Genomic DNA, 17,244 nt, shown 5'->3' with positions numbered 1-17,244 from the left:
TATGACTCGATCGAGGCGGGCCGCAAGCCCGAACCTCGCCGATAATCCATTCGACAGCGGCCGGCGGGTCGCCGATATGCTCCATCCACCAGCTCAAAAAGGACCTGCGTTGCCGAAGACCAAGCTCCAGACGGCCGAGGCTCCGCCGCCCGCGCGACGCAAGCGGCGCTCGTCCGAGGACTTGATGAACCGGATCCTGCAGGCGGCCGGCGAGGAGTTCCGCCGCTGCGGCTACGCCGGTGCGACGACGGCGGCCATCGCCCGGCGGGCCGACGTCACCGAGGCCCAGCTGTTCCGCTACTTCGCCTCCAAGGCCGACCTGTTCCGCGAAGCCATATTCAAACCGCTTGAGCAGCAACTCGCCAGCTTCGTCGAAAGCCATATGCTCGACGGCGACATCGAGACGGTGCGCAAGACCACGGCCCTCTACATCGACGAGCTGCAGCGGTTCGTCGGCGAGAACGCCCAGATGCTCACCTCGCTGATCGTCGCCCAAGCCTATGATCCGGACGCCGCCGAGGGCGTCTCGGCGATCGGCAGCCTGCGCGAATACTTCGACCGCGGCGCCGCCACCATGAGCGCCCGGCTAACCGGTCCCTTCAAGGTGGACCCCAAGCTGATGGTGCGGGTGTCCTTCGCCGCCGTCCTGGCCTGCGTCATGTTCAAGGACTGGATCTTCCCGCCCGGCCTGGCGAGCGAGGAGGAGATCCGTGCGGCGATCAACGACTTCGTCCGCGAAGGCATCGGCGCGAACCCGCAGCTGGGTCCGATCGTCGGCTGACCGCCCAGAAGGCCTGGCGGTCAGTGGGGTGTTGATCTGAAGGAGCGGATCTCTTTGGCGGGGTCCAGCTCGATCCGCTCTTTTGTCTCCCTCCGCTCCTCCGTCCGCTCCGCATCCGCCGGCGGCTTGACGTAGGTCTCGATCAGCGCGCGCAGGGCCAGCGCCAGGCCCGGGCTGACGGTGACCGCCTCGGTGTACTTGATGTGGCCGCCGGCCTTCAGGCCGAAGCTGATCCGGATCATCCCGTCGATGACGTTCAGGAAGACTTGGTTCGCGTAGGTTCCCGGAGGTTCCAGCGCCGCGCGCTGTTCAGCGCTGCATGTATCGTCGTCGCTCACGGTCGCCGTTCTTCAGGTACGAGGGACACTCCCAAGCCAACGCTACGGCGCGGCCGAAGTTGCATCCCGGGCCTGGAATTGTGACCGGATCGCGACACGTTAATTTGCGCCGCCGCGCACCGCGGATCAGCCGCCGGTCAGACCTCGTCGGTCACCGTGTTGAACTGCGGGTGGATCTTCTTCCAGCGATTATACCAGTCGCGGCCTTCCTCGACCATGTCGGTCCCGGGGAAGGTCCGGTCCCAGGCCGCCCGCATCGCCTGTTCGACCTTGTCGAGCACGGCGACGTCGAAGCCCTCCGCCTCCACCCGGGCGGCCAGGGCGGTCGCCCCGGCCCGGCGCAGGATGCTGGGCAGTCGGGTGCGGATGGCGCTGAGCGCCCAGGGCAGCATCGGGCCATTGATCTCGGGGTCATAGCCCCAGACGATGTTCTGCTGCTCGGCGTTGAGAATGTAGTGGTAGTGCGGGACCTTCTCGAAACAGTCGAACCGCGCATATTCCTCGGATCGGTCGGCGCTGAAGACGTGGATGCTGGCGCCGCGTTCGCCGACCTTGCCGGTCTTGTCGCCGAGCACCCGGCCCTCGACCGCGAAGGTCACCGGGCCCGCCTCGAACCATTCGGCGTTGTGCGCCATGATCGGGATCAGCATGAATTTGTGAAGCTGGCCGCGGACCACGGAAACGGTCTTCTCCGGCTTTGAAGGGGTCGCGACCTCACTCATTTTTCTCTCCCGTTCGGCAATCCACCGCGATCATGCCCGGCTCTATTGGCGGGCTCTGGGTGAATTCTACATTGGGAATTTTGAATCGCAAATACGGATGTAAGCTTGGCCGGCCCGACGAAGCGCTGGCTTATTCGCCCTCGAAGGCCCATTGTGGCGGCGCGACGCCGTCGGGCGTGTGCCGCCAGCCAAGCGGTCGATCAATTCCGACATGGCGGCCCTTGAGATCCCTCATGCCAGTCCTGTCCTTGATCGCCTCCTTCGCAGGTGCGCGCGTTTGACCCTCATTCCGCGCGGCCCGACCCGAACCTACACCTTCCGCACCGGCGAACGCTCGGGCGTCTGGTACGTCAACAAGAACGACGTCTTCTACGGCGACTATCTGAGCCGCAACCAGGCCATCGAAGCCGCCTGTTTCGGCGCCCGTACGGTGGAAGCCAAAGGGGGTTCGGCGCGGGTGCTGTCGATGCCGGGCGACGTGCCGGTGGCCCATCAGCTCGCGGCCGCCAACCCTCGCGCCGCCGGCGGGCGCTCGTGAAGACCCTCCATGGCTGAGCGCACCGTCGCCGAGCTCGAGCGCGAAAACGCCTATCTGAAGCTTCGCCTCGCCCAGCTCGAAACCGACATCGTCCACATTCAGGCGGAGAACGGCCGGATGATGGAGGAGCGCGAGCGCACCCACGCCCGTCGCGCCGCCCGCGCCCCGAGCCCGCTGGGCGGCGGGCAATAGGGACGCCGAGGCTCGGCCCGCCTTCGGGTGGAAGCTCGCGTCGATCTCGCCGGCGTCATGCAGTCGGACCTTCATCGGTCGATCCTCAGCGTCGCCAGAGCACCAGCGTCATCGGATAGGTGACCCAGATCTGGCCGTCCTGGACCCGCGCCTTCAGGCCGAAGCAGTCGGCCCCGCCGGCGGCGTCGCGGGCATAGAGGGCGCGCACCCGCTCCAGCACGCCCGGCGGCGGAAACGAGGTCGCCAGCGTCATCTCCAGCGGCAGATCCGTCGCGCGGGGGCGGACCTCCAGCTCCTGCAGGCCCAGCCCGGCGCCCAGGGCGCGCAGTTCCGCGACGGTCAGGGCCCGGGCGTGGGAGGGATCGCGCAGCAGCTCCACGGCGTCGAAGGCCGGCGCCTTGTCGGGCGCGGGCGTCAGGTCGAGGACGGCGATCCGTCCTCCGGGGACGCAGGCGCGGCGCATCTCCGCGAGCGTCGCGGCCGGATCGGCGGCGTGGTGGAGCATCGACCGGCTGGTGACGATGTCGAAGGTCCCGTCGGCCACCGGCAGGGCCGTCGAATCCGCCTGCCTCCAGTCGATGTTGGCGACGCCGGCCTTGGCCTGCTGGTCGCGCGCCTTGGCGAGCATCTCGGGCGTCAGGTCGACGCCCGCCACCTGTGCCACGTGGGGGGCGATGGCCACGGCGAACTGGCCGGAGCCGCAGCCAACGTCCAGCACCCGGTCCGTCGGCGCGGGCGCGAGGGCCTCGATCAGCGGATCCTTCGCCGCGCCGCCAGTGTTGAGGGGGGCGGTGTTGACGAGGGCGGCGTAGGCGTCCGCCTGCTGGCGGAATTGGTCGAGCACGCGGGCGTTCTGGTCGGCCAGGTCGGGCATGGTCGCCTCCTTCGAAATCGAACCCGAGGATGCGCCGGCGGGCTTTGACCGTCTCGCCGCCATCGGCCATGTTTCGCGCCGGAGCCGCCAAAGCGATCCTGGGACCGCCGATGCCTGACGCGCCGCTCAAGACCCTCGTCGATCCGAGCCGCCGGCCCGCGGCGGGCGCGATCGTCCAGGACGACTATGACCTGGACTGCCCCTGGCACAGCCACGACATGCACCAGCTGCAGTACGCCTTCGACGGCGCAATCGAGGTGGAGGACGCCCACGCCCGCTACCTGCTGCCGCGCAGTCTGGCGGCCTGGATCCCGGCCGGCGTGGCCCACCGCACCAGCCTGCATCGGGTGCGCTCCGGCTCGATCCTGTTCGGGCGCGACACCGTGCCGCCGACCGGCGACAGGGTGCGGATCGTCGAGGTCTCGCCGCTGATGCGCGAGATGGTGCAGGGCGCCATGCGCTGGCCGCTGACCGCGCCGCAGGACGCGACCGGCCGCGCCTATTTCGCCGCCCTGGTCCGCCTCTGCGCGGAATGGATCGTCGAGGAGACCCCGCTCAGCCTGCCCACGGCGCGCGAGCCCCGGCTGCAGGCGGCCATGGCCTACACCCGCGCGCACCTGAGGGACGGCGACATCGGCGCGGCGTGCCGGGCGGCGGGCCTGTCGGAGCGGACCCTGGGCCGCCGCTTCCGCCACGAAATCGGCATGAGCTGGGAGGAGTATCGACGTCGGTCCCGGCTGCTCGCCGCCGCCGCCCTGCTCGACGCCGGCGAGGCGTCGATCGGCGAGGTCGCGGCCGCGGTCGGGTTCGAGAGCCAGAGCTCTTTCGCCCGGGCGTTCCGGGGCCTGACGGGCAAGAGCCCGCGGGAATTTCGCCGGCGATAACGTCCCCGGCACGGTTTCCCCAAGTGTATCTTGACGTAAACGTCAACCGGCGTAGGGTGGGCGCCTGTTCGATGCGCCCGAGGATCACCTCATGTCGACGGATCTGCGCCGCCCCAGCCGCACCTACACCATCCGCCAGCTCTGCCAGGAGTTCGGCTGCACCCCGCGCGCCCTGCGGTTCTACGAGGACAAGGGGCTGCTGGCGCCGGCGCGCCAGGGCCTCAACCGCGTCTATTCGCACAAGGACCGCGCCCGCCTCGCCCTGATCCTGCGCGGCAAACGGCTCGGCCTGTCGCTGATCGACATGCGCGAACTGCTCGACCTCTATGAGGTCGGCGACGGCGGGGTGGAGCAGAACGCCCTGTCGCTGCGCAAGTTTCGCGACAAGCTGGTCGAGCTGGAAAAGCAGCGGGCGGACCTCGATGAGGCGATCGCCGAATTGCGTGAAGGCATCGCCGGCCTCGAGAAGCGGCTGGCGGACAAGCGGCCGGATCTTCTGCCGCGCGCCGCGGATTACGACCAGATGCTGCGCCGACACCTCGACGGCGCCGAGCACGGCTGAAGCCGTTCACGGCCCAGCCTTTTCCCAGCGACGGGAGCCTCCATGACCTATCAGCCGCCGGTGCGCGATTTCACCTTCCTGTTGCGCGACGTCCTGAAGATCGAGCGCTACGCCAACCTGCCGGCCTTCGCCGACGCCTCGATCGAGACGGTCGAGGCGGTGCTGGAGGAAGCCGGCCGCATCTGCAGCGAAGTGCTGGCGCCCTTGAACCGCGTCGGCGACAAGGAAGGCTGCCAGTGGAGCCCGGACTTTACCGTCAGCACGCCGACCGGCTTCAAGGCGGCCTACGCCCAGTTCGTCGAGGGCGGTTGGCCGGGGCTCGGGGCGGATCCGGCGTTCGGCGGCCAGGGGCTGCCCGCGGTGGTCAACCTCGCCGTCTCGGAGATGTCCTCGGCCGCCAACATGGCCTTCGCCATGTATCCGGGCCTGACGCACGGGGCCTATTCGGCGATCAACAACGGCGGTTCGCCGGAGCAGAAGCAGCTCTATCTGCCGAAGCTGGCCTCCGGCCAGTGGTCGGGGACCATGAACCTGACCGAACCGCACGCCGGCACCGACCTCGGCCTGCTGCGCACCAAGGCGGTCCCGCAGGGCGACGGCAGCTACAAGATCAGCGGCCAGAAGATCTTCATCTCCGCCGGCGAGCACGACCTGACCGAGAACATCGTCCACCTGGTGCTGGCCCGCATCGAGGGCGCGCCGGCCGGGACCAAGGGCATCAGCCTGTTCATCGTGCCCAAGTTCCTGCCCGACGCTGACGGCAATCCCGGCGCGCGCAACGCCGTGAAGTGCCTGAGCCTCGAAGAGAAGATGGGCATCCACGGCAACGCCACCTGCGTGATCAGCCACGAGGAGGCCACGGGCTGGCTGGTCGGCGAGGAGAACCGCGGCCTGCCGGCGATGTTCGTGATGATGAACGAGGCCCGGATCGGCGTCGCCGTCCAGGGGCTGGCCCAGGCCGAGGCCGCCTACCAGGAGGCCGCGGCCTACGCCAAGGACAGGTTGCAGGGCCGGTCGCTGACCGGGCCGAAGAACCCCGACGGGCCGGCCGACCCGATCATCGTGCATCCTGACGTGCGGCGCATGCTGATGGAGGCCAAGGCGATCATCGAGGGCGGCCGCGCGCTCCTGCTGTGGACGGCGCTGCACGGCGATCTGGCGAAGGGCGCCGCCGACGAGCCGACGCGCCAGAAGGGCGAGGACTACATGGCCCTGCTGACGCCGGTGCTGAAGGCCTTCCTGACCGATCGCGGCTTCCTGATCGCCTCGGACGCCATGCAGGTGCACGGCGGCGCGGGCTTCACCGAGGCCGTCGCGGCCAGCCAGCACCTGCGCGACAGCCGCATCGCGCTGATCTACGAGGGCGCCAACGGGGTGCAGGCGTTGGACCTCGTGGGCCGCAAGCTGGCGGCCAACGGCGGCCGTGCGGTGATGACTTTCTTCGCCGACATCGACGCCTACGTCGCCGCCCACGACGGCGACACGGTGCTGAAGCCCTTCCTCGAGGGGCTGGCGCAGGCCAAGGGCGAGCTGCAGGAGGCGACGATGTGGCTGATGCAGAACGGCCTGGCCAATCCGGACAACGCCGGCGCCGCCTCGACCGACTATCTGCACCTCTTCGCCCTGACCGGCCTGGCCTTCGCCTGGGCCCAGGTGGCCGAGGCCGCGCAAGCCCGCATCGCTGCGGGCGAGACCGACCCCTACTACGCCAACAAGCTGATCACCGGCCGCTACTACCTGACCCGGGTCCTGCCGGAGAGCGGATCCAGGCTCGCCAAGCTGAAGGCCGGCGCGGAGCTGATGATGACCCTGCCGGCGGAGGCCTTCTGATGGCCCTCTACCGGGCCAACATCGACTGGGTGCTCGAGGACGGCGAGGACTTCCCGAACGGCCGCTACGGGCGCGGCCATTCGGTGATGTTCGAGCCGGGGCCCAGGGTGCGCGGCACCGCCTCGGCCCATGTGGTCGGAAACAAATGGGCGGAGGAAGGCGCGGTCGATCCGGAGCAGATGCTGGTCGCCTCGATCTCAGCCTGCCACATGCTGAGCTTCCTGCATGTGGCGCGGCTGGCGGGCTTCGTCGTGACCCGCTACCGCGACGAGGCCGAGGGCCTGATGGAGAAGAACCCCGAGGGCCGCATCGCCGTCACCCGCGTCGCCTTGCGCCCGACGATCGACTGGGCCGGCCGCACGCCCGATCCGGCCGAGCTCGACCACCTGCACCACGAGGCCCACGAGGCCTGTTTCATCGCCAATTCGGTGAAGACCGAGATCGTCGTGGAGCCTTGCCCGACGAGCGCGTGATATTTGATGTAAGTCCGACTAACATCAAACTTGCAGAGCGGTGATATTCACGTTAGCCTATCTAACATGAATTCCGCGTCACCCTCTTCGATCCGCCGCGAGTACCGCCAGGGCGCCCGCGCCGAAGCAGCCGAAATCACCGGCCAGCGCATCGTGGGCGCCTTCCTGACAGCGCTCCGCCAGCAGTGGCTGGAGGACATCACCCTCGAACAGGTGGCCCGCGACGCCGGCGTCAGCGTCCAGACGGTCATCCGCCGGTTCGGCGGCAAGCCTGGACTTCTGGAAGCCGTGGCGGAGCTCGTGGAGCTGGATGTGCGCAGCGCCCGCGGCCTGCCGCGCGGCGACATCGAGACCACCGTCGCCAATCTCTGCACCGACTACGAAAGCACCGGCGACATGCTGGTTCGCCTGCTGGCGCAGGAGGCGAGACACCCGGCGCTCCAACCGCTTCTGGCGCTCGGCCGGGCGCATCACCGCCAATGGGTGGCTGAGGTCACCGAGCCCTGGATCGAAGGGCTCGACGCGCCGGCGCGCGAAGCCGCCCTGGACGCCATCGTCGCAAGTCTCGACGTCTACGTCTGGAACCTGCTGCGGCGCGACATGGGCCGTTCCGCCGACCAGACGCGGGCCACCATCCTTGGGATGGCGCAAGCCATCCTGCGCGATCTCAAAACCTCCGGGCGATAGGAGACCCCATGTCCGTCAATCCCGCCGACCGTCCGCTCGACCTGCTGCTCGCCACCTGGGAGGGCGGCGGGACCCTGCTGCCGATGATTGTCGTCGCCCGGAAGATGCAGGCGCGCGGCCACACGGTCCGTATCATGGGCGAAGCCTGCCAAGCGGCCGACTGCAGTGCGGCCGGGGTCGACTTCGTCGCCTGGACGCGCGCGCCCAGCCGGCGCGACCGCTCGCCGGAATCCTGTCCGGTGCGCGACTGGGAAGCGAAGAGCCCGGCCGAGGCGATCGGCCGGTTGATCTCAGAGATCATGGCCGGCCCTGCGCTGGCCTACGCCCACGACCTGACGGCGGAGCTCGCCAGGCGGCCCGCCGACCTGGTGGTCACCTCCGAGATGCTGATGGGCGTGCTGGCCTGCTGCGAGCGCCTGGACCAGCCGGTGGTGGCGCTGACCGCCAACATCTGCTTCCTCCCCTTGCCAGGTTCCCCGCCGTTCGGCGGCGGCATGCCGCCTGCCAGGGCCGAGGCGGAGCGGGAGATGCTGGCGCAGGTCCGCGCCGGCGTTGCTCAGCTGCTCGACAGCGGCCTGCCGGCCTTGAACGCCGCGCGCGCCCAACTCGGCCTCAAGCCGCTTGCCCATCTGGCCGACCAGCTGCAGGCGGCGAGCGCGCCTCTGCTGCTGGGCGCCAGCGAAGCCTTCGACTTTCCTTGGCAGGACCGGCCCGCCTGGGTGCGCTACGTCGGACCGCAGATCTCCGATCCGCCTGGCGCGTCAGACTGGGCGTCCCCCTGGCGGGAGGATCCGCGCCCGCTGGTGTTGGTCGGCTTCTCGACCAGCTACCAGGACCACGTCGGCGTGCTGCAACGGGTGCTGGATGCGCTTGCGGCCCTGCCGGTGCGCGTGCTCCTGACCACCGGCGAGACCATCGATCCCGCGGAGCTGTCGCCGGGTGCGAACGCCGTCGTCGTGCGCCATGCGCCGCACGTGGCGGTGATGCGCGAGGCCTCTGTCGTCGTCACCCACGGCGGGCACGGAACCCTGATCCGCGCCATGGCCCAGGGATTGCCCAGCCTTGTCATCCCGCACGGCCGGGACCAGGACGACAACGCCCGGCGCGTCACCGAGCGCGGCGCCGGCCTGAGCCTTCCGCCGGGCGCCAGCGTCGCCGAGATCGCCGAGGCGGCGCGCCGGTTGCTGGAGGAGCCTGGTTTCAGGGGAGCCGCCGAACGCCTGGGTCACGCGGTGCGCGCGGAAGCGCAGGCCTCGCCGGTCGTCGAGCTGCTGGAAGCCCAGGCCGGCGCGCAGGCGCTGACGCCGGCCTAGACCATTCGCCGCCGAAGTGGACGCCGGTTCGGCGTAGCGAATGGTCTAACTTCAAGACCTTATGAGCTTTCGGCGGCTCATTCGAACCGCCGAAAGCTCTAGCCGTCAGGCGTCGAGCAGCGCCCTCAGCCGTGCTTCCAACCCCGCCGCGTCCTTCAGCTCGCACTCCCAGACCGTCTCCACCCGCCAGCCCATCGCCGCCAGCGCCGTGCGGTTCTTCTCGTCGCGGGCGCGGTTCCTGGCGACCTTGGCGGTCCAGTAGTCGCGGTTCTGTTGGGGAACCCGGGCGCCGCGGGCGCAGTCGTGGCCGTGCCAGAAGCAGCCGTGGACGAAGACGGCGAGCTTTCGCCCCGGCATGGCGACGTCTGGCGAGCCCGGCAGGTCCTTGCGGTGCAGGCGATAGCGGGCGCCGAGCCTGGTCAGCGCCCGCCTCACGATCATCTCGGGCTTGGTGTCGCGACCCTTCACCCGCCGCATCACGGCGGAGCGCTGGGCCTTGTCGAAGACGTCGGTCATTTTAGATGCCGCTCATCCCGGCGAAGGCCGGGACCCAAGCCGAAACGCCGCATGGGCGCAGCGAGCGACGCCATCGACGGAGCTTGAGCCACTGGCCCCGCTTGGGTCCCGGCTTGCGCCGGGATGAGCGGGGTTGAGCAGATCAGAGACCGTCAAACAGCATCGTCGAGACGTAGCGCTCGGCGAAGCTGGGGATGATGGCGACGATCAGCTTGCCGGCCATGTCGTCACGGCTGGCGACGTCGAAGGCCGCGGTGAGCGCCGCGCCGGAGGAGATGCCGACCGGGATGCCATCCTCGCGGGCGACGCGCCGGGCCATGGCGAAACTGTCGTCGTTGGTGACCTGGACCACCTCGTCGATGATCCCGCGGTCGAGGATCGAGGGCACGAAGCCCGCGCCGATGCCCTGGATCTTGTGCGGCCCGGGGCTGCCGCCGGAGAGCACCGGCGAGGCCTCGGGCTCGACCGCGATCATCCGCACCGAGGGCTTGCGGGCCTTCAGCACCTGGCCGACGCCGGTGATGGTGCCGCCGGTGCCGACGCCGGAGACCACCGCGTCGACGCGGCCTTCGGTGTCGTTCCAGATCTCCTCGGCGGTGGAGACCCGGTGGATCAGCGGGTTGGCGGCGTTGTCGAACTGCTGCGGCATCACCGCGCCGGGCGTGGCGGCGACCAGCTCCTTGGCGCGGGCGACCGCGCCGGCCATGCCGCGTTCGGGCGGGGTCAGCTCGAGCTTGGCGCCCAGCAGGAGCAGCATCTTGCGCCGTTCGATCGACATGCTCTCGGGCATGACCAGGGTCAGCCGGTAGCCCTTGGCGGCGGCCACGAAGGCCAGGGCGATGCCGGTGTTGCCGCTGGTCGGCTCGACGATCACCCCGCCGGGCTTCAGCAGGCCCTTGGCTTCGAGATATTCGATCATCGCCACGCCGATGCGGTCCTTCACCGAGGCGATCGGGTTGAAGAATTCGAGCTTGGCGACCACTTCGCCCTTCGGCTTCAGCGCCGCGGTGAGCCTGGGCAGCCGCACCAGCGGCGTGTCGCCGATGGTGTCGATGATGGAGTCGTAGATCTTGCCCCGGCCGGCGCGCTTGTAGCGCGCGGCGTCGTAGATCTTGTCGGGGGTCGCGTCCATGGATGGATCTTTCGTCGAGTAGAGCCCTTCGCGGCCAAACCTAAGCTTTCCGGTCGGATTTGGAAGCTCTGTCGGCAGGGGCTCGTCGCGATCCTAAATCAACGCGCGTCGATCTCGAAAGTGTCGAACTGCGACTTCACATCCGTATCGCGCCGATGCGGCACGGGCAGGGCCATGCCGATGGCGATCGCCGCCGCCGCGGCCGCCGCGAGAAGGACTTTCAGCCCGACCCCGCCGCCTCCCGTTTCGTTGTTCCGCATGGCTCATCAGCCTTCTGCCGATCGTCTCCGAGTCCACCAACCGGCTGAATCAATTCCGGTTCCTACGGCCGAGGCGGCGGCCGCGACACAGCGCCCTGCGTCGCGGTGGAGGATCTCGGCCGAAGATGCTCCACCGCGCGGTGGGGAGCTGTCGGCCAGGCCGGTCGAGAGGGGTGTTCGGCGCAGCATTTTTACGCGAAAGCCGCATCGCCAATCGGGCGATTCCCCCCCATAACGGCGACCATGCGCGCCTCGCTCGCCGAACCCGATCTGGAGCCGTCCAGCCTGGAGCCCCCTCACGCGGAGCCCATGGGCGAGGCGCGCGCGATCCTGCGGCGCACCTTCGGCCATGCGGAGTTCCGCGGGCTGCAGGCCGATGTGATCGGCGAGATCCTCGCCGGGCGCAGTGCGCTGGCGGTGCTGCCGACCGGCGGCGGCAAGAGCGTCTGCTTCCAGATCCCGGCGATGATGCGTCCCGGCCTCGGCCTGGTGGTCTCGCCGCTGATCGCCCTGATGGCCGACCAGGTCGCGGGGCTGCAGCAGTCCGGGGTCGCCGCGGCCCGGCTCGATTCCAACATCGATCCGGCCGAAAAGGCCGAGACCTGGCGCAAGATCGACGCCGGCGAACTCGCCCTGCTCTACATCTCGCCCGAAGGGCTGATGCAGCCCTGGATGCTGGAGCGGCTGTCGCGCACGCCGCTGTCGGTGATCGCCATCGACGAGGCCCACTGCGTCAGCCAGTGGGGTCATGACTTCCGGCCCGAATACCGGATGCTGGGCCGGCTGGCCGACATCTTCCCGGGCGTGCCGCGACTGGCGGTCACCGCCACCGCCGACAGCCGGACCCGCGAGGACATCCGCACTGAGCTTCGGCTGCACGACAGCCGCGAGTTCGTCGCCAGCTTCGCCCGTCCGGAGCTGATCCTATCGGCCGAGCGCCGGCGCGGCTCGGCGCTGAAGCGGGTGGTCGAGCTGGTCGCCGCACGGCCGAACCGCTCGGGCGTGGTCTACGCTGGCTCGCGCGACGGGACCGAGAAGATCGCCGAGGCCTTGCGCCAGGCGGGCGTCCCGGCTGTCGCCTATCACGCGGGCCTGGAGCGGAACCTGCGCAACCGCCGGCTCGAGGAGTTCCTGGAGGCCGACGCCGCGGTGATGGTGGCGACCATCGCGTTCGGCATGGGCGTCGACAAGCCGGACGTGCGCTTCGTCATCCACGCCGATCCGCCGGCCTCGATCGAGGCCTATTGGCAGGAGATCGGCCGCGCCGGGCGCGACGGCATGCCCGCCGAAGGGATCACCTTCTACGGCTCCTCGGACCTTGCCTGGGCGATGCGCCGGATCGGCGAGCGCGAGGTGGACGAGGCGGTCAAGCAGGTCCAGGTCCGCAAGGTCCGCCAGCTCTACGCCCTGCTCGAGGGCGCCAGCTGCCGGCCGGCCGGCGTCCGTCGCTACTTCGGCGAAACGGGGGTCGAACCCTGCGGCCAATGCGACAACTGCGTCAGCCCGCCGGATTCTAAAGATGCCACAAAGCCGGCTCAGATGGCGCTGTCGGCCGTGCACCGGCTGGGCGGCCGCTTCGGCCGCGGCCGACTGATCGACCATCTGCTCGGCAAGACCAAGGAGGTCAGCGACCAGGAGGCCGCCATGTCCACCTACGGCGTCGGCCAGGAGCTGAACGCCGTGGAGTGGCGCGACCTGGTCGAGCAGCTGCTGTTCGAGGGCCTGCTGCGGGAGGACCCGAACGACGGCCGGCCGCTGATCGGCCTGGGCGACGCCGACGGCGTGCGCGCTGTCTATCGCAGCGAACGCCAGGTGCTGGTCCGCCTCGAGGCGCCCGCGCCGGAGGCCAAGCAGAAACGGACGCGCAAGGGCCGCGAGACCGCCGCCGAGATGTCGCCGACCGACCAGCCGCTGTTCGAGGCGCTGCGGTCCTGGCGCAGCCGCGCCGCCAAGGCCCAGGCGGTGCCGCCCTACGTCATTTTCCACGACCGCACCCTGGCCGAGATCGCCCAGGCCAGGCCGAGCTCGCGCGCGGCGCTGGAACGGATCTCGGGCGTCGGCGAGGGCAAGCTCGCCCGCTACGGCGAGGCGGTGATGGAGGTCGTCCGCAGCTTCGCGGAATAGATCCGTCGATCTGCGCCGGCGGCGAGCCGAGCCTTCAGGCCTCGACGACGTCGAGCGCGGGCTGTCGCGCGGAGACCGTCTCGTTCACGGCCTGGCCGTCGAACTGGGCGCGAGCTGCCCGGATCTCGTCGCGGTGCTGGCGGGCCCACTGCGACAGGGCGCGAACAGGCTCGATCAAGGTGCGGCCCAGCGGCGTCAGCTGATACTCGACGCTCGGCGGAACCGTGGCGAAGACCGTCCGGGTGACCAGGCCGTCCCGCTCGAGAAGCCGCAGCGTGAGCGTCAGCATGCGCTGGGAAACCCCGTGAATGTTGCGGCGCAGGTCGTTGAACCGGCGCGGGCCGCCGTCGAGCGCGCCCACCACCAGCAGGCTCCACTTGTCGCCGACGCGGTTCAGCACTTCGCGAATATCGAGGCACGCGTCGTCCGGGGCCGTCGAATATCCAGGTGACAAAAATGTGCCTCCTTCTGGCGGGGGGAACGGGCTGATAGTCCCAGTTCCGATTGGTGACCAGGGATCAAATCGGAACTGGATTACCACGAACCGGATGCGACGTCAGGCGCTTGGGTGAGCCAGGCTTCGCATCGAACAGCCGCAGGAAATCAAAGATGAGCGATCAAACGGGCAAGGTGGTCCTGGTGACCGGCGCCAGCCGAGGTCTTGGACGCGGGATCGCCCGCCAGTTCGGGCGTCTTGGCGCGACCGTCTACCTGACCAGCCGGCCGACCAGCGGAGCCCAGCTCGCCGAGGCCGCCGCCGAGGTCACGGCCGGCGGGGGCAAGGGCGTCGCGGTCCCGCTCGATCAGCATGACCCCGCAGCCGTCGAGGCCCTGTTCAACGGCATCCGCGACGAGACCGGCCGGCTCGACATCCTCGTCAACAACGCCGCGGCGGTCGCGCCCGAACTGGGACGGCCTGGCGTCTTTTGGGAGAAGCCGCTGGCGCTTGGCGACATGATCGAGATCGGCCTGCACACCAACTACATCGCCGCCTACTTCGCCGCGCCCCTGATGGTGGAGCGCAAGCAAGGACTGATCGCCAACATCTCCTTCTACGGCGCGGTCACCTATTTCCACGGCCCTGCCTACGGGGCGGCCAAGGCCGGGACCGACAAGATGAGTTTCGACATGGCGCTGGAGCTGCGCCCGCATGGCGTCGCCAGCGTCTCCGTCTGGCCGGGCTTCATCTATTCGGACGAGCTGGCCAAGTTCGCCGAGACGACGCCCAAGGAGTATCTGCCGGCGGCGCTCGTCGAGCACCTGCCGCAGTTCGAGCGGCCGGAGTTCACCGGCCTGGTGATCAACGCCCTGCATGACGATCCGAAGCGGATGGAGCTCTCGGGACAGGCCCTGATCGGCGCCGAACTCGGCGAGCGTTATGGCCTGCGCGACATCGACGGCAAGCAGCCCCTGTCCTACCGCGACACCATGGGCCAGCCGATCACCTTCCTGCCGCCCGATCCCAAGCGGCCGATGGGGTGAGCGGAGGCTCACGACCCGGCGGGCCCGATCTTCACCAGATTGAGCGCTGGCAGCGGACCCCCGGGGAACTGGGCCAGCCGCCCGCCTTCGACCAGTCCGCCCAGGTCGACGCCTGCGAAGCCCAGGCGGTCGATCAGGGTCGCGACCTCGGCCTTCGCCGCCTTGTCGTCGCCCGAGAAGAACAGCACCCGGCGGCCGCCGCCTTCGCGCGGATCGGCCTCGAGCAGCGGCGGCGCCAGGGTGTTGAAGGCCTTGACCAGGCGTGCCCCCGGGACCAGCCGGGCCATCACCTCGCTGGAGGTGAAGCCGGCCAGCTCCGCGGGCCGGAACAGCGGCGCCTCGATGGGATTGTTGGCGTCGATAACGATCCGGCCGTTCCATGGGCCGAGGCCCGCGACCGCATCGGGTATCTTCGACCAGTTGACGGCGAGGAAGACGATGTCGGCGGCGGCCGCGTCCTGTGGCGTCGTGGGGGTGATGCGCGGTCCGGCCTGCTTGACGAGATCTCGCAGGCTCTCCGGGCCGCGGCTGTTGGCGATCTTCGCGTCGAGGCCGGCGCGGGCGAGGGTGCGGGCGATAGCCGAGCCGATGGCGCCGGCGCCGATGATGCCGATGGTCATAGGACGTTCTCCTGAAGTCTGGGGGCGGGATCAGGCGGTGAAGCCGCCATCGACGGCCAGGTCGGCGCCGGTGATGAAGGCCGCCTCGGGGCTGGCGAGATAGGCGACGGCGCTGGCGATCTCTTCAGGTCGGCCGTAGCGACCCACCGCGATGCCGGGGCCGACGATCTGCGAGAGCGGGCCGTCCGCTGGGTTCATGTCGGTGTCGGTCGGACCGGGATGGACCGTGTTGACCGTGATCCCCTTAGGTCCGAGATCCCGGGCGAGGCTGCGGTTGAAGCCGCTCACCGCGCCCTTGGTCAGGGTGTAGACCGAGGCCGTCGGGAAGGCCGCGTAGCGTGCCATCGAGCTGCCGATGTGGATGATCCGGCCGCCCGACGTCATGTGTCGGACCGCCTCCTGCGTGGCCACGAAGACGCCGGTGACGTTCACCGCCAGAATGCGCTCGTAGTCCTCGAAGGCGACCTCTTCGATTGGGGCGGTGTTCCCCATCGCCGCATTGTTCACCAGGATGTCGAGGCCGCCGAAAGCCTCGACGGTCTGGGCGACGGCGCCGCGCACCGCCGCGGGGTCGCCGGCGTCGGCCCGGATGGCCAGGGCGCAGCCGCCGGCCGCCTCGATGGCGCGCACCACCTCGTCGGCTTGGCCGGACGAGGCGCTGTAGGTCAGAGCCACGCGGGCGCCGTCGGCGGCGAGGCGCCGGGCGATGGCTGCGCCGATGCTGCGCGATCCGCCGGTCACCAGGGCGGTCTTGCCGGCCAGGGGCGGGGCGGGGGTTGAGAGGGGCATCTGCTGAACTCCGTCAGGGGGTTTCGACCCCGGCAAAGATCGCCGATCACTTCCTCCTTTTTTAGCCAGATTGGACTAGGATCACTTTCAACGAATAATTGGAGATATGGCGTGGAAAGCCTGGCCAACCTGTCGGCCTTCGTCCGCAGCGCGGAGATGGGCGGCTTCTCGACGGCGGCCCGGGCGCTCGGCCTGACGCCGGCTGCGGTGAGCCGCAGCGTGGCCATGCTGGAGCGCAATCTCGGCGCCCGCCTGTTTCACCGCAGCACGCGACGGCTGACCCTCACCGAGGCGGGCGAGAGTTTTTTCCACGCTATCCGGGACGACCTGGAGCGGCTGCAGGGTTCGATCGCGGCGGTCAGCGCCGAAGGGGGCGAGCCGGCGGGCGTTCTCAAGGTGAGCCTCAGCCCGACCTTCGGGGTCGAGCACATCCTGCCCCTGCTGCCGGAATTCCTGGCGCGCTATCCGCGGGTGAAGCCCGACTGGCGGTTCGAGAACCGGCCAGTCGACCTGGTGGGCGAGGGCTATGACGCGGCGATCGGCGGCGGCTTCGAGCTCAATCCCGGCGTAATCGCCCGCATCCTTGCGCCGGCGCACATCATCGCCGTGGCCTCGCCCGCCTATCTGCAGGGTCGTCGGCCGCTGGTGGATCCCGCCGACCTGGCCGGCCTCGACGGCGTGGTCATGCGGTCGGAGCGCACGGGCCGGATCCGCCAGTGGCTGATGCGCAACGCCGCGGGCGAGGAGGTGGCCGCCCCCTTGGCCGAGACGATTGTCGTCAACGACCCGACGGCCATGCGCCAGGCTGCGATCCTCGGCCTGGGCGTGGCGCTGGTCGCGGTTCCCGACGCCGCCGCGCACCTGCAGTCCGGCGCGCTGGTGCGGCTCGCGCCCCACTGGTGGGCCGACGCCGGGCCGATCTCGATCTATTTCGCCAGCCGGGCCCTGCTGCCGACCAAGACGCGCGCCTTCGTCGACTTCGTCTCTGAGGCCTTCCAAGCTCGTCGATTGGCCGAGCGCTTCGCGGGCAGTCTTGGCGCCTGACGCGCTTAATCCCTTTCGAACGCCCGAGCTTGCCCTAAATAGACGCCTCGGGGCCGCCCGTAGATAATGTCACCTCGCGTCGG

At 69.6% G+C, this 17,244-nt stretch carries 21 protein-coding genes; 12 read left to right on the top strand and 9 right to left on the bottom strand.

What is annotated here, in order from left to right; all coding sequences use genetic code 11:
- The first annotated feature begins 184 nt into the window (after nucleotides 1–184).
- Nucleotides 185–781 (top strand): TetR/AcrR family transcriptional regulator, encoded by a 597-nt coding sequence (locus tag ACSQ2B_RS15400; protein ID WP_436051152.1) that lies wholly within the window; start codon nucleotides 185–187, stop codon nucleotides 779–781.
- 20 nt (nucleotides 782–801) lie between these two features.
- Here the strand turns inward: ACSQ2B_RS15400 and ACSQ2B_RS15395 are convergent, their stop codons facing one another.
- Together ACSQ2B_RS15395 and ACSQ2B_RS15390 are read right to left on the bottom strand one after the other, a co-directional pair.
- Entirely contained in the window at nucleotides 802–1,119 is a 318-nt protein-coding gene (locus ACSQ2B_RS15395; RefSeq protein ID WP_436051151.1) for a hypothetical protein, read from the bottom strand.
- A gap of 137 nt (nucleotides 1,120–1,256) precedes the next feature.
- On the bottom strand, nucleotides 1,257–1,841 hold the full coding sequence (locus ACSQ2B_RS15390) for a DUF7700 domain-containing protein (RefSeq protein ID WP_436051149.1): 585 nt from the start codon (nucleotides 1,839–1,841) through the stop codon (nucleotides 1,257–1,259).
- Between the two features lie 277 nt (nucleotides 1,842–2,118).
- On the opposite strand from ACSQ2B_RS15390, the gene ACSQ2B_RS15385 reads away from it, so the two are divergent.
- Entirely contained in the window at nucleotides 2,119–2,379 is a 261-nt protein-coding gene (locus ACSQ2B_RS15385) for a hypothetical protein (protein ID WP_436051147.1), read from the top strand.
- Nucleotides 2,380–2,388: 9 nt separating this feature from the next.
- Nucleotides 2,389–2,571, top strand: a complete 183-nt coding sequence (locus tag ACSQ2B_RS15380; protein WP_436051146.1) for a hypothetical protein — start codon at nucleotides 2,389–2,391, stop codon at nucleotides 2,569–2,571.
- An 85-nt stretch (nucleotides 2,572–2,656) separates the two neighbouring features.
- Here the strand turns inward: ACSQ2B_RS15380 and ACSQ2B_RS15375 are convergent, their stop codons facing one another.
- Nucleotides 2,657–3,445 carry a class I SAM-dependent methyltransferase gene (locus tag ACSQ2B_RS15375; RefSeq protein ID WP_436051144.1) on the bottom strand — a complete coding sequence of 263 codons (789 nt, stop codon included), beginning with the start codon at nucleotides 3,443–3,445 and terminating at the stop codon, nucleotides 2,657–2,659.
- Nucleotides 3,446–3,555: 110 nt separating this feature from the next.
- Between ACSQ2B_RS15375 and ACSQ2B_RS15370 the strand changes: the two genes are divergently transcribed.
- From ACSQ2B_RS15370 to ACSQ2B_RS15345, 6 genes are all read left to right on the top strand, one after another.
- Nucleotides 3,556–4,329, top strand: coding sequence for an AraC family transcriptional regulator (locus ACSQ2B_RS15370; RefSeq protein WP_436051142.1), 774 nt, complete (start codon nucleotides 3,556–3,558; stop codon nucleotides 4,327–4,329).
- Between the two features lie 91 nt (nucleotides 4,330–4,420).
- Complete coding sequence (locus tag ACSQ2B_RS15365; protein ID WP_436051140.1) at nucleotides 4,421–4,891, top strand: MerR family transcriptional regulator; 471 nt, start codon at nucleotides 4,421–4,423, stop codon at nucleotides 4,889–4,891.
- Between the two features lie 42 nt (nucleotides 4,892–4,933).
- Nucleotides 4,934–6,721, top strand: coding sequence for an acyl-CoA dehydrogenase C-terminal domain-containing protein (locus tag ACSQ2B_RS15360; RefSeq protein WP_436051139.1), 1,788 nt, complete (start codon nucleotides 4,934–4,936; stop codon nucleotides 6,719–6,721).
- A complete protein-coding gene (locus ACSQ2B_RS15355; RefSeq protein WP_436051137.1) occupies nucleotides 6,721–7,194 on the top strand; it encodes an OsmC family protein in 474 nt (157 codons plus the stop codon). The genes ACSQ2B_RS15360 and ACSQ2B_RS15355 overlap by 1 nt, the downstream gene beginning before the upstream one ends.
- 66 nt (nucleotides 7,195–7,260) lie before the next feature.
- Nucleotides 7,261–7,881, top strand: a complete 621-nt coding sequence (locus ACSQ2B_RS15350) for a TetR/AcrR family transcriptional regulator (RefSeq protein ID WP_436051135.1) — start codon at nucleotides 7,261–7,263, stop codon at nucleotides 7,879–7,881.
- An 8-nt stretch (nucleotides 7,882–7,889) separates the two neighbouring features.
- Nucleotides 7,890–9,194 (top strand): nucleotide disphospho-sugar-binding domain-containing protein, encoded by a 1,305-nt coding sequence (locus ACSQ2B_RS15345; protein ID WP_436051134.1) that lies wholly within the window; start codon nucleotides 7,890–7,892, stop codon nucleotides 9,192–9,194.
- A gap of 105 nt (nucleotides 9,195–9,299) precedes the next feature.
- On the opposite strand, the gene ACSQ2B_RS15340 is transcribed toward ACSQ2B_RS15345, so the two are convergent.
- The 3 genes from ACSQ2B_RS15340 to ACSQ2B_RS15330 form a co-directional block, all read right to left on the bottom strand.
- Complete coding sequence (locus ACSQ2B_RS15340; protein WP_436051132.1) at nucleotides 9,300–9,710, bottom strand: very short patch repair endonuclease; 411 nt, start codon at nucleotides 9,708–9,710, stop codon at nucleotides 9,300–9,302.
- 142 nt (nucleotides 9,711–9,852) lie between these two features.
- Complete coding sequence (gene cysK / locus ACSQ2B_RS15335; RefSeq protein ID WP_436051130.1) at nucleotides 9,853–10,842, bottom strand: cysteine synthase A; 990 nt, start codon at nucleotides 10,840–10,842, stop codon at nucleotides 9,853–9,855.
- A 98-nt stretch (nucleotides 10,843–10,940) separates the two neighbouring features.
- Entirely contained in the window at nucleotides 10,941–11,102 is a 162-nt protein-coding gene (locus ACSQ2B_RS15330) for a hypothetical protein (protein ID WP_436051128.1), read from the bottom strand.
- Between the two features lie 309 nt (nucleotides 11,103–11,411).
- Here ACSQ2B_RS15330 and recQ point away from each other — a divergent pair, with 309 nt between their 5' ends.
- On the top strand, nucleotides 11,412–13,226 hold the full coding sequence (gene recQ, locus ACSQ2B_RS15325) for a DNA helicase RecQ (protein ID WP_436052574.1): 1,815 nt from the start codon (nucleotides 11,412–11,414) through the stop codon (nucleotides 13,224–13,226).
- Between the two features lie 34 nt (nucleotides 13,227–13,260).
- Here the strand turns inward: recQ and ACSQ2B_RS15320 are convergent, their stop codons facing one another.
- Nucleotides 13,261–13,680, bottom strand: coding sequence for a winged helix-turn-helix transcriptional regulator (locus tag ACSQ2B_RS15320; protein WP_436051126.1), 420 nt, complete (start codon nucleotides 13,678–13,680; stop codon nucleotides 13,261–13,263).
- Nucleotides 13,681–13,835: 155 nt separating this feature from the next.
- On the opposite strand from ACSQ2B_RS15320, the gene ACSQ2B_RS15315 reads away from it, so the two are divergent.
- Nucleotides 13,836–14,708 (top strand): SDR family NAD(P)-dependent oxidoreductase, encoded by an 873-nt coding sequence (locus ACSQ2B_RS15315; RefSeq protein WP_436051124.1) that lies wholly within the window; start codon nucleotides 13,836–13,838, stop codon nucleotides 14,706–14,708.
- A gap of 8 nt (nucleotides 14,709–14,716) precedes the next feature.
- On the opposite strand, the gene ACSQ2B_RS15310 is transcribed toward ACSQ2B_RS15315, so the two are convergent.
- Nucleotides 14,717–15,328 carry an NADPH-dependent F420 reductase gene (locus ACSQ2B_RS15310; protein ID WP_436051122.1) on the bottom strand — a complete coding sequence of 204 codons (612 nt, stop codon included), beginning with the start codon at nucleotides 15,326–15,328 and terminating at the stop codon, nucleotides 14,717–14,719.
- Nucleotides 15,329–15,358: 30 nt separating this feature from the next.
- Nucleotides 15,359–16,117 (bottom strand): 3-oxoacyl-ACP reductase family protein, encoded by a 759-nt coding sequence (locus ACSQ2B_RS15305; protein WP_436051120.1) that lies wholly within the window; start codon nucleotides 16,115–16,117, stop codon nucleotides 15,359–15,361.
- A 111-nt stretch (nucleotides 16,118–16,228) separates the two neighbouring features.
- Between ACSQ2B_RS15305 and ACSQ2B_RS15300 the strand changes: the two genes are divergently transcribed.
- Nucleotides 16,229–17,161 (top strand): LysR substrate-binding domain-containing protein, encoded by a 933-nt coding sequence (locus ACSQ2B_RS15300; RefSeq protein ID WP_436051118.1) that lies wholly within the window; start codon nucleotides 16,229–16,231, stop codon nucleotides 17,159–17,161.
- Nucleotides 17,162–17,244: the final 83 nt, after the last annotated feature.

It is taken from the genome of Phenylobacterium sp. LjRoot225, assembly GCF_964252855.1.
GTDB lineage: Bacteria > Pseudomonadota > Alphaproteobacteria > Caulobacterales > Caulobacteraceae > Phenylobacterium.
Note: the sequence above shows the minus strand (reverse complement) of the source record. Positions and strands in the feature narration are given on the sequence as shown.

Excerpts from the sequence above, each read along its gene's own strand:
- ACSQ2B_RS15400 (WP_436051152.1), top strand. The coding sequence starts at position 185 with ATGAACCGGATCCTGCAGGCGGCCGGCGAGGAGTTCCGCCGCTGCGGC.
- ACSQ2B_RS15390 (WP_436051149.1), bottom strand. The coding sequence starts at position 1,841 with ATGAGTGAGGTCGCGACCCCTTCAAAGCCGGAGAAGACCGTTTCCGTG.
- ACSQ2B_RS15380 (WP_436051146.1), top strand. The coding sequence starts at position 2,389 with ATGGCTGAGCGCACCGTCGCCGAGCTCGAGCGCGAAAACGCCTATCTG.
- ACSQ2B_RS15375 (WP_436051144.1), bottom strand. The coding sequence starts at position 3,445 with ATGCCCGACCTGGCCGACCAGAACGCCCGCGTGCTCGACCAATTCCGC.
- ACSQ2B_RS15370 (WP_436051142.1), top strand. The coding sequence starts at position 3,556 with ATGCCTGACGCGCCGCTCAAGACCCTCGTCGATCCGAGCCGCCGGCCC.
- ACSQ2B_RS15365 (WP_436051140.1), top strand. The coding sequence starts at position 4,421 with ATGTCGACGGATCTGCGCCGCCCCAGCCGCACCTACACCATCCGCCAG.
- ACSQ2B_RS15360 (WP_436051139.1), top strand. The coding sequence starts at position 4,934 with ATGACCTATCAGCCGCCGGTGCGCGATTTCACCTTCCTGTTGCGCGAC.
- ACSQ2B_RS15355 (WP_436051137.1), top strand. The coding sequence starts at position 6,721 with ATGGCCCTCTACCGGGCCAACATCGACTGGGTGCTCGAGGACGGCGAG.
- ACSQ2B_RS15350 (WP_436051135.1), top strand. The coding sequence starts at position 7,261 with ATGAATTCCGCGTCACCCTCTTCGATCCGCCGCGAGTACCGCCAGGGC.
- ACSQ2B_RS15345 (WP_436051134.1), top strand. The coding sequence starts at position 7,890 with ATGTCCGTCAATCCCGCCGACCGTCCGCTCGACCTGCTGCTCGCCACC.
- ACSQ2B_RS15340 (WP_436051132.1), bottom strand. The coding sequence starts at position 9,710 with ATGACCGACGTCTTCGACAAGGCCCAGCGCTCCGCCGTGATGCGGCGG.
- cysK (WP_436051130.1), bottom strand. The coding sequence starts at position 10,842 with ATGGACGCGACCCCCGACAAGATCTACGACGCCGCGCGCTACAAGCGC.
- ACSQ2B_RS15330 (WP_436051128.1), bottom strand. The coding sequence starts at position 11,102 with ATGCGGAACAACGAAACGGGAGGCGGCGGGGTCGGGCTGAAAGTCCTT.
- recQ (WP_436052574.1), top strand. The coding sequence starts at position 11,412 with ATGGGCGAGGCGCGCGCGATCCTGCGGCGCACCTTCGGCCATGCGGAG.
- ACSQ2B_RS15315 (WP_436051124.1), top strand. The coding sequence starts at position 13,836 with ATGAGCGATCAAACGGGCAAGGTGGTCCTGGTGACCGGCGCCAGCCGA.
- ACSQ2B_RS15310 (WP_436051122.1), bottom strand. The coding sequence starts at position 15,328 with ATGACCATCGGCATCATCGGCGCCGGCGCCATCGGCTCGGCTATCGCC.
- ACSQ2B_RS15305 (WP_436051120.1), bottom strand. The coding sequence starts at position 16,117 with ATGCCCCTCTCAACCCCCGCCCCGCCCCTGGCCGGCAAGACCGCCCTG.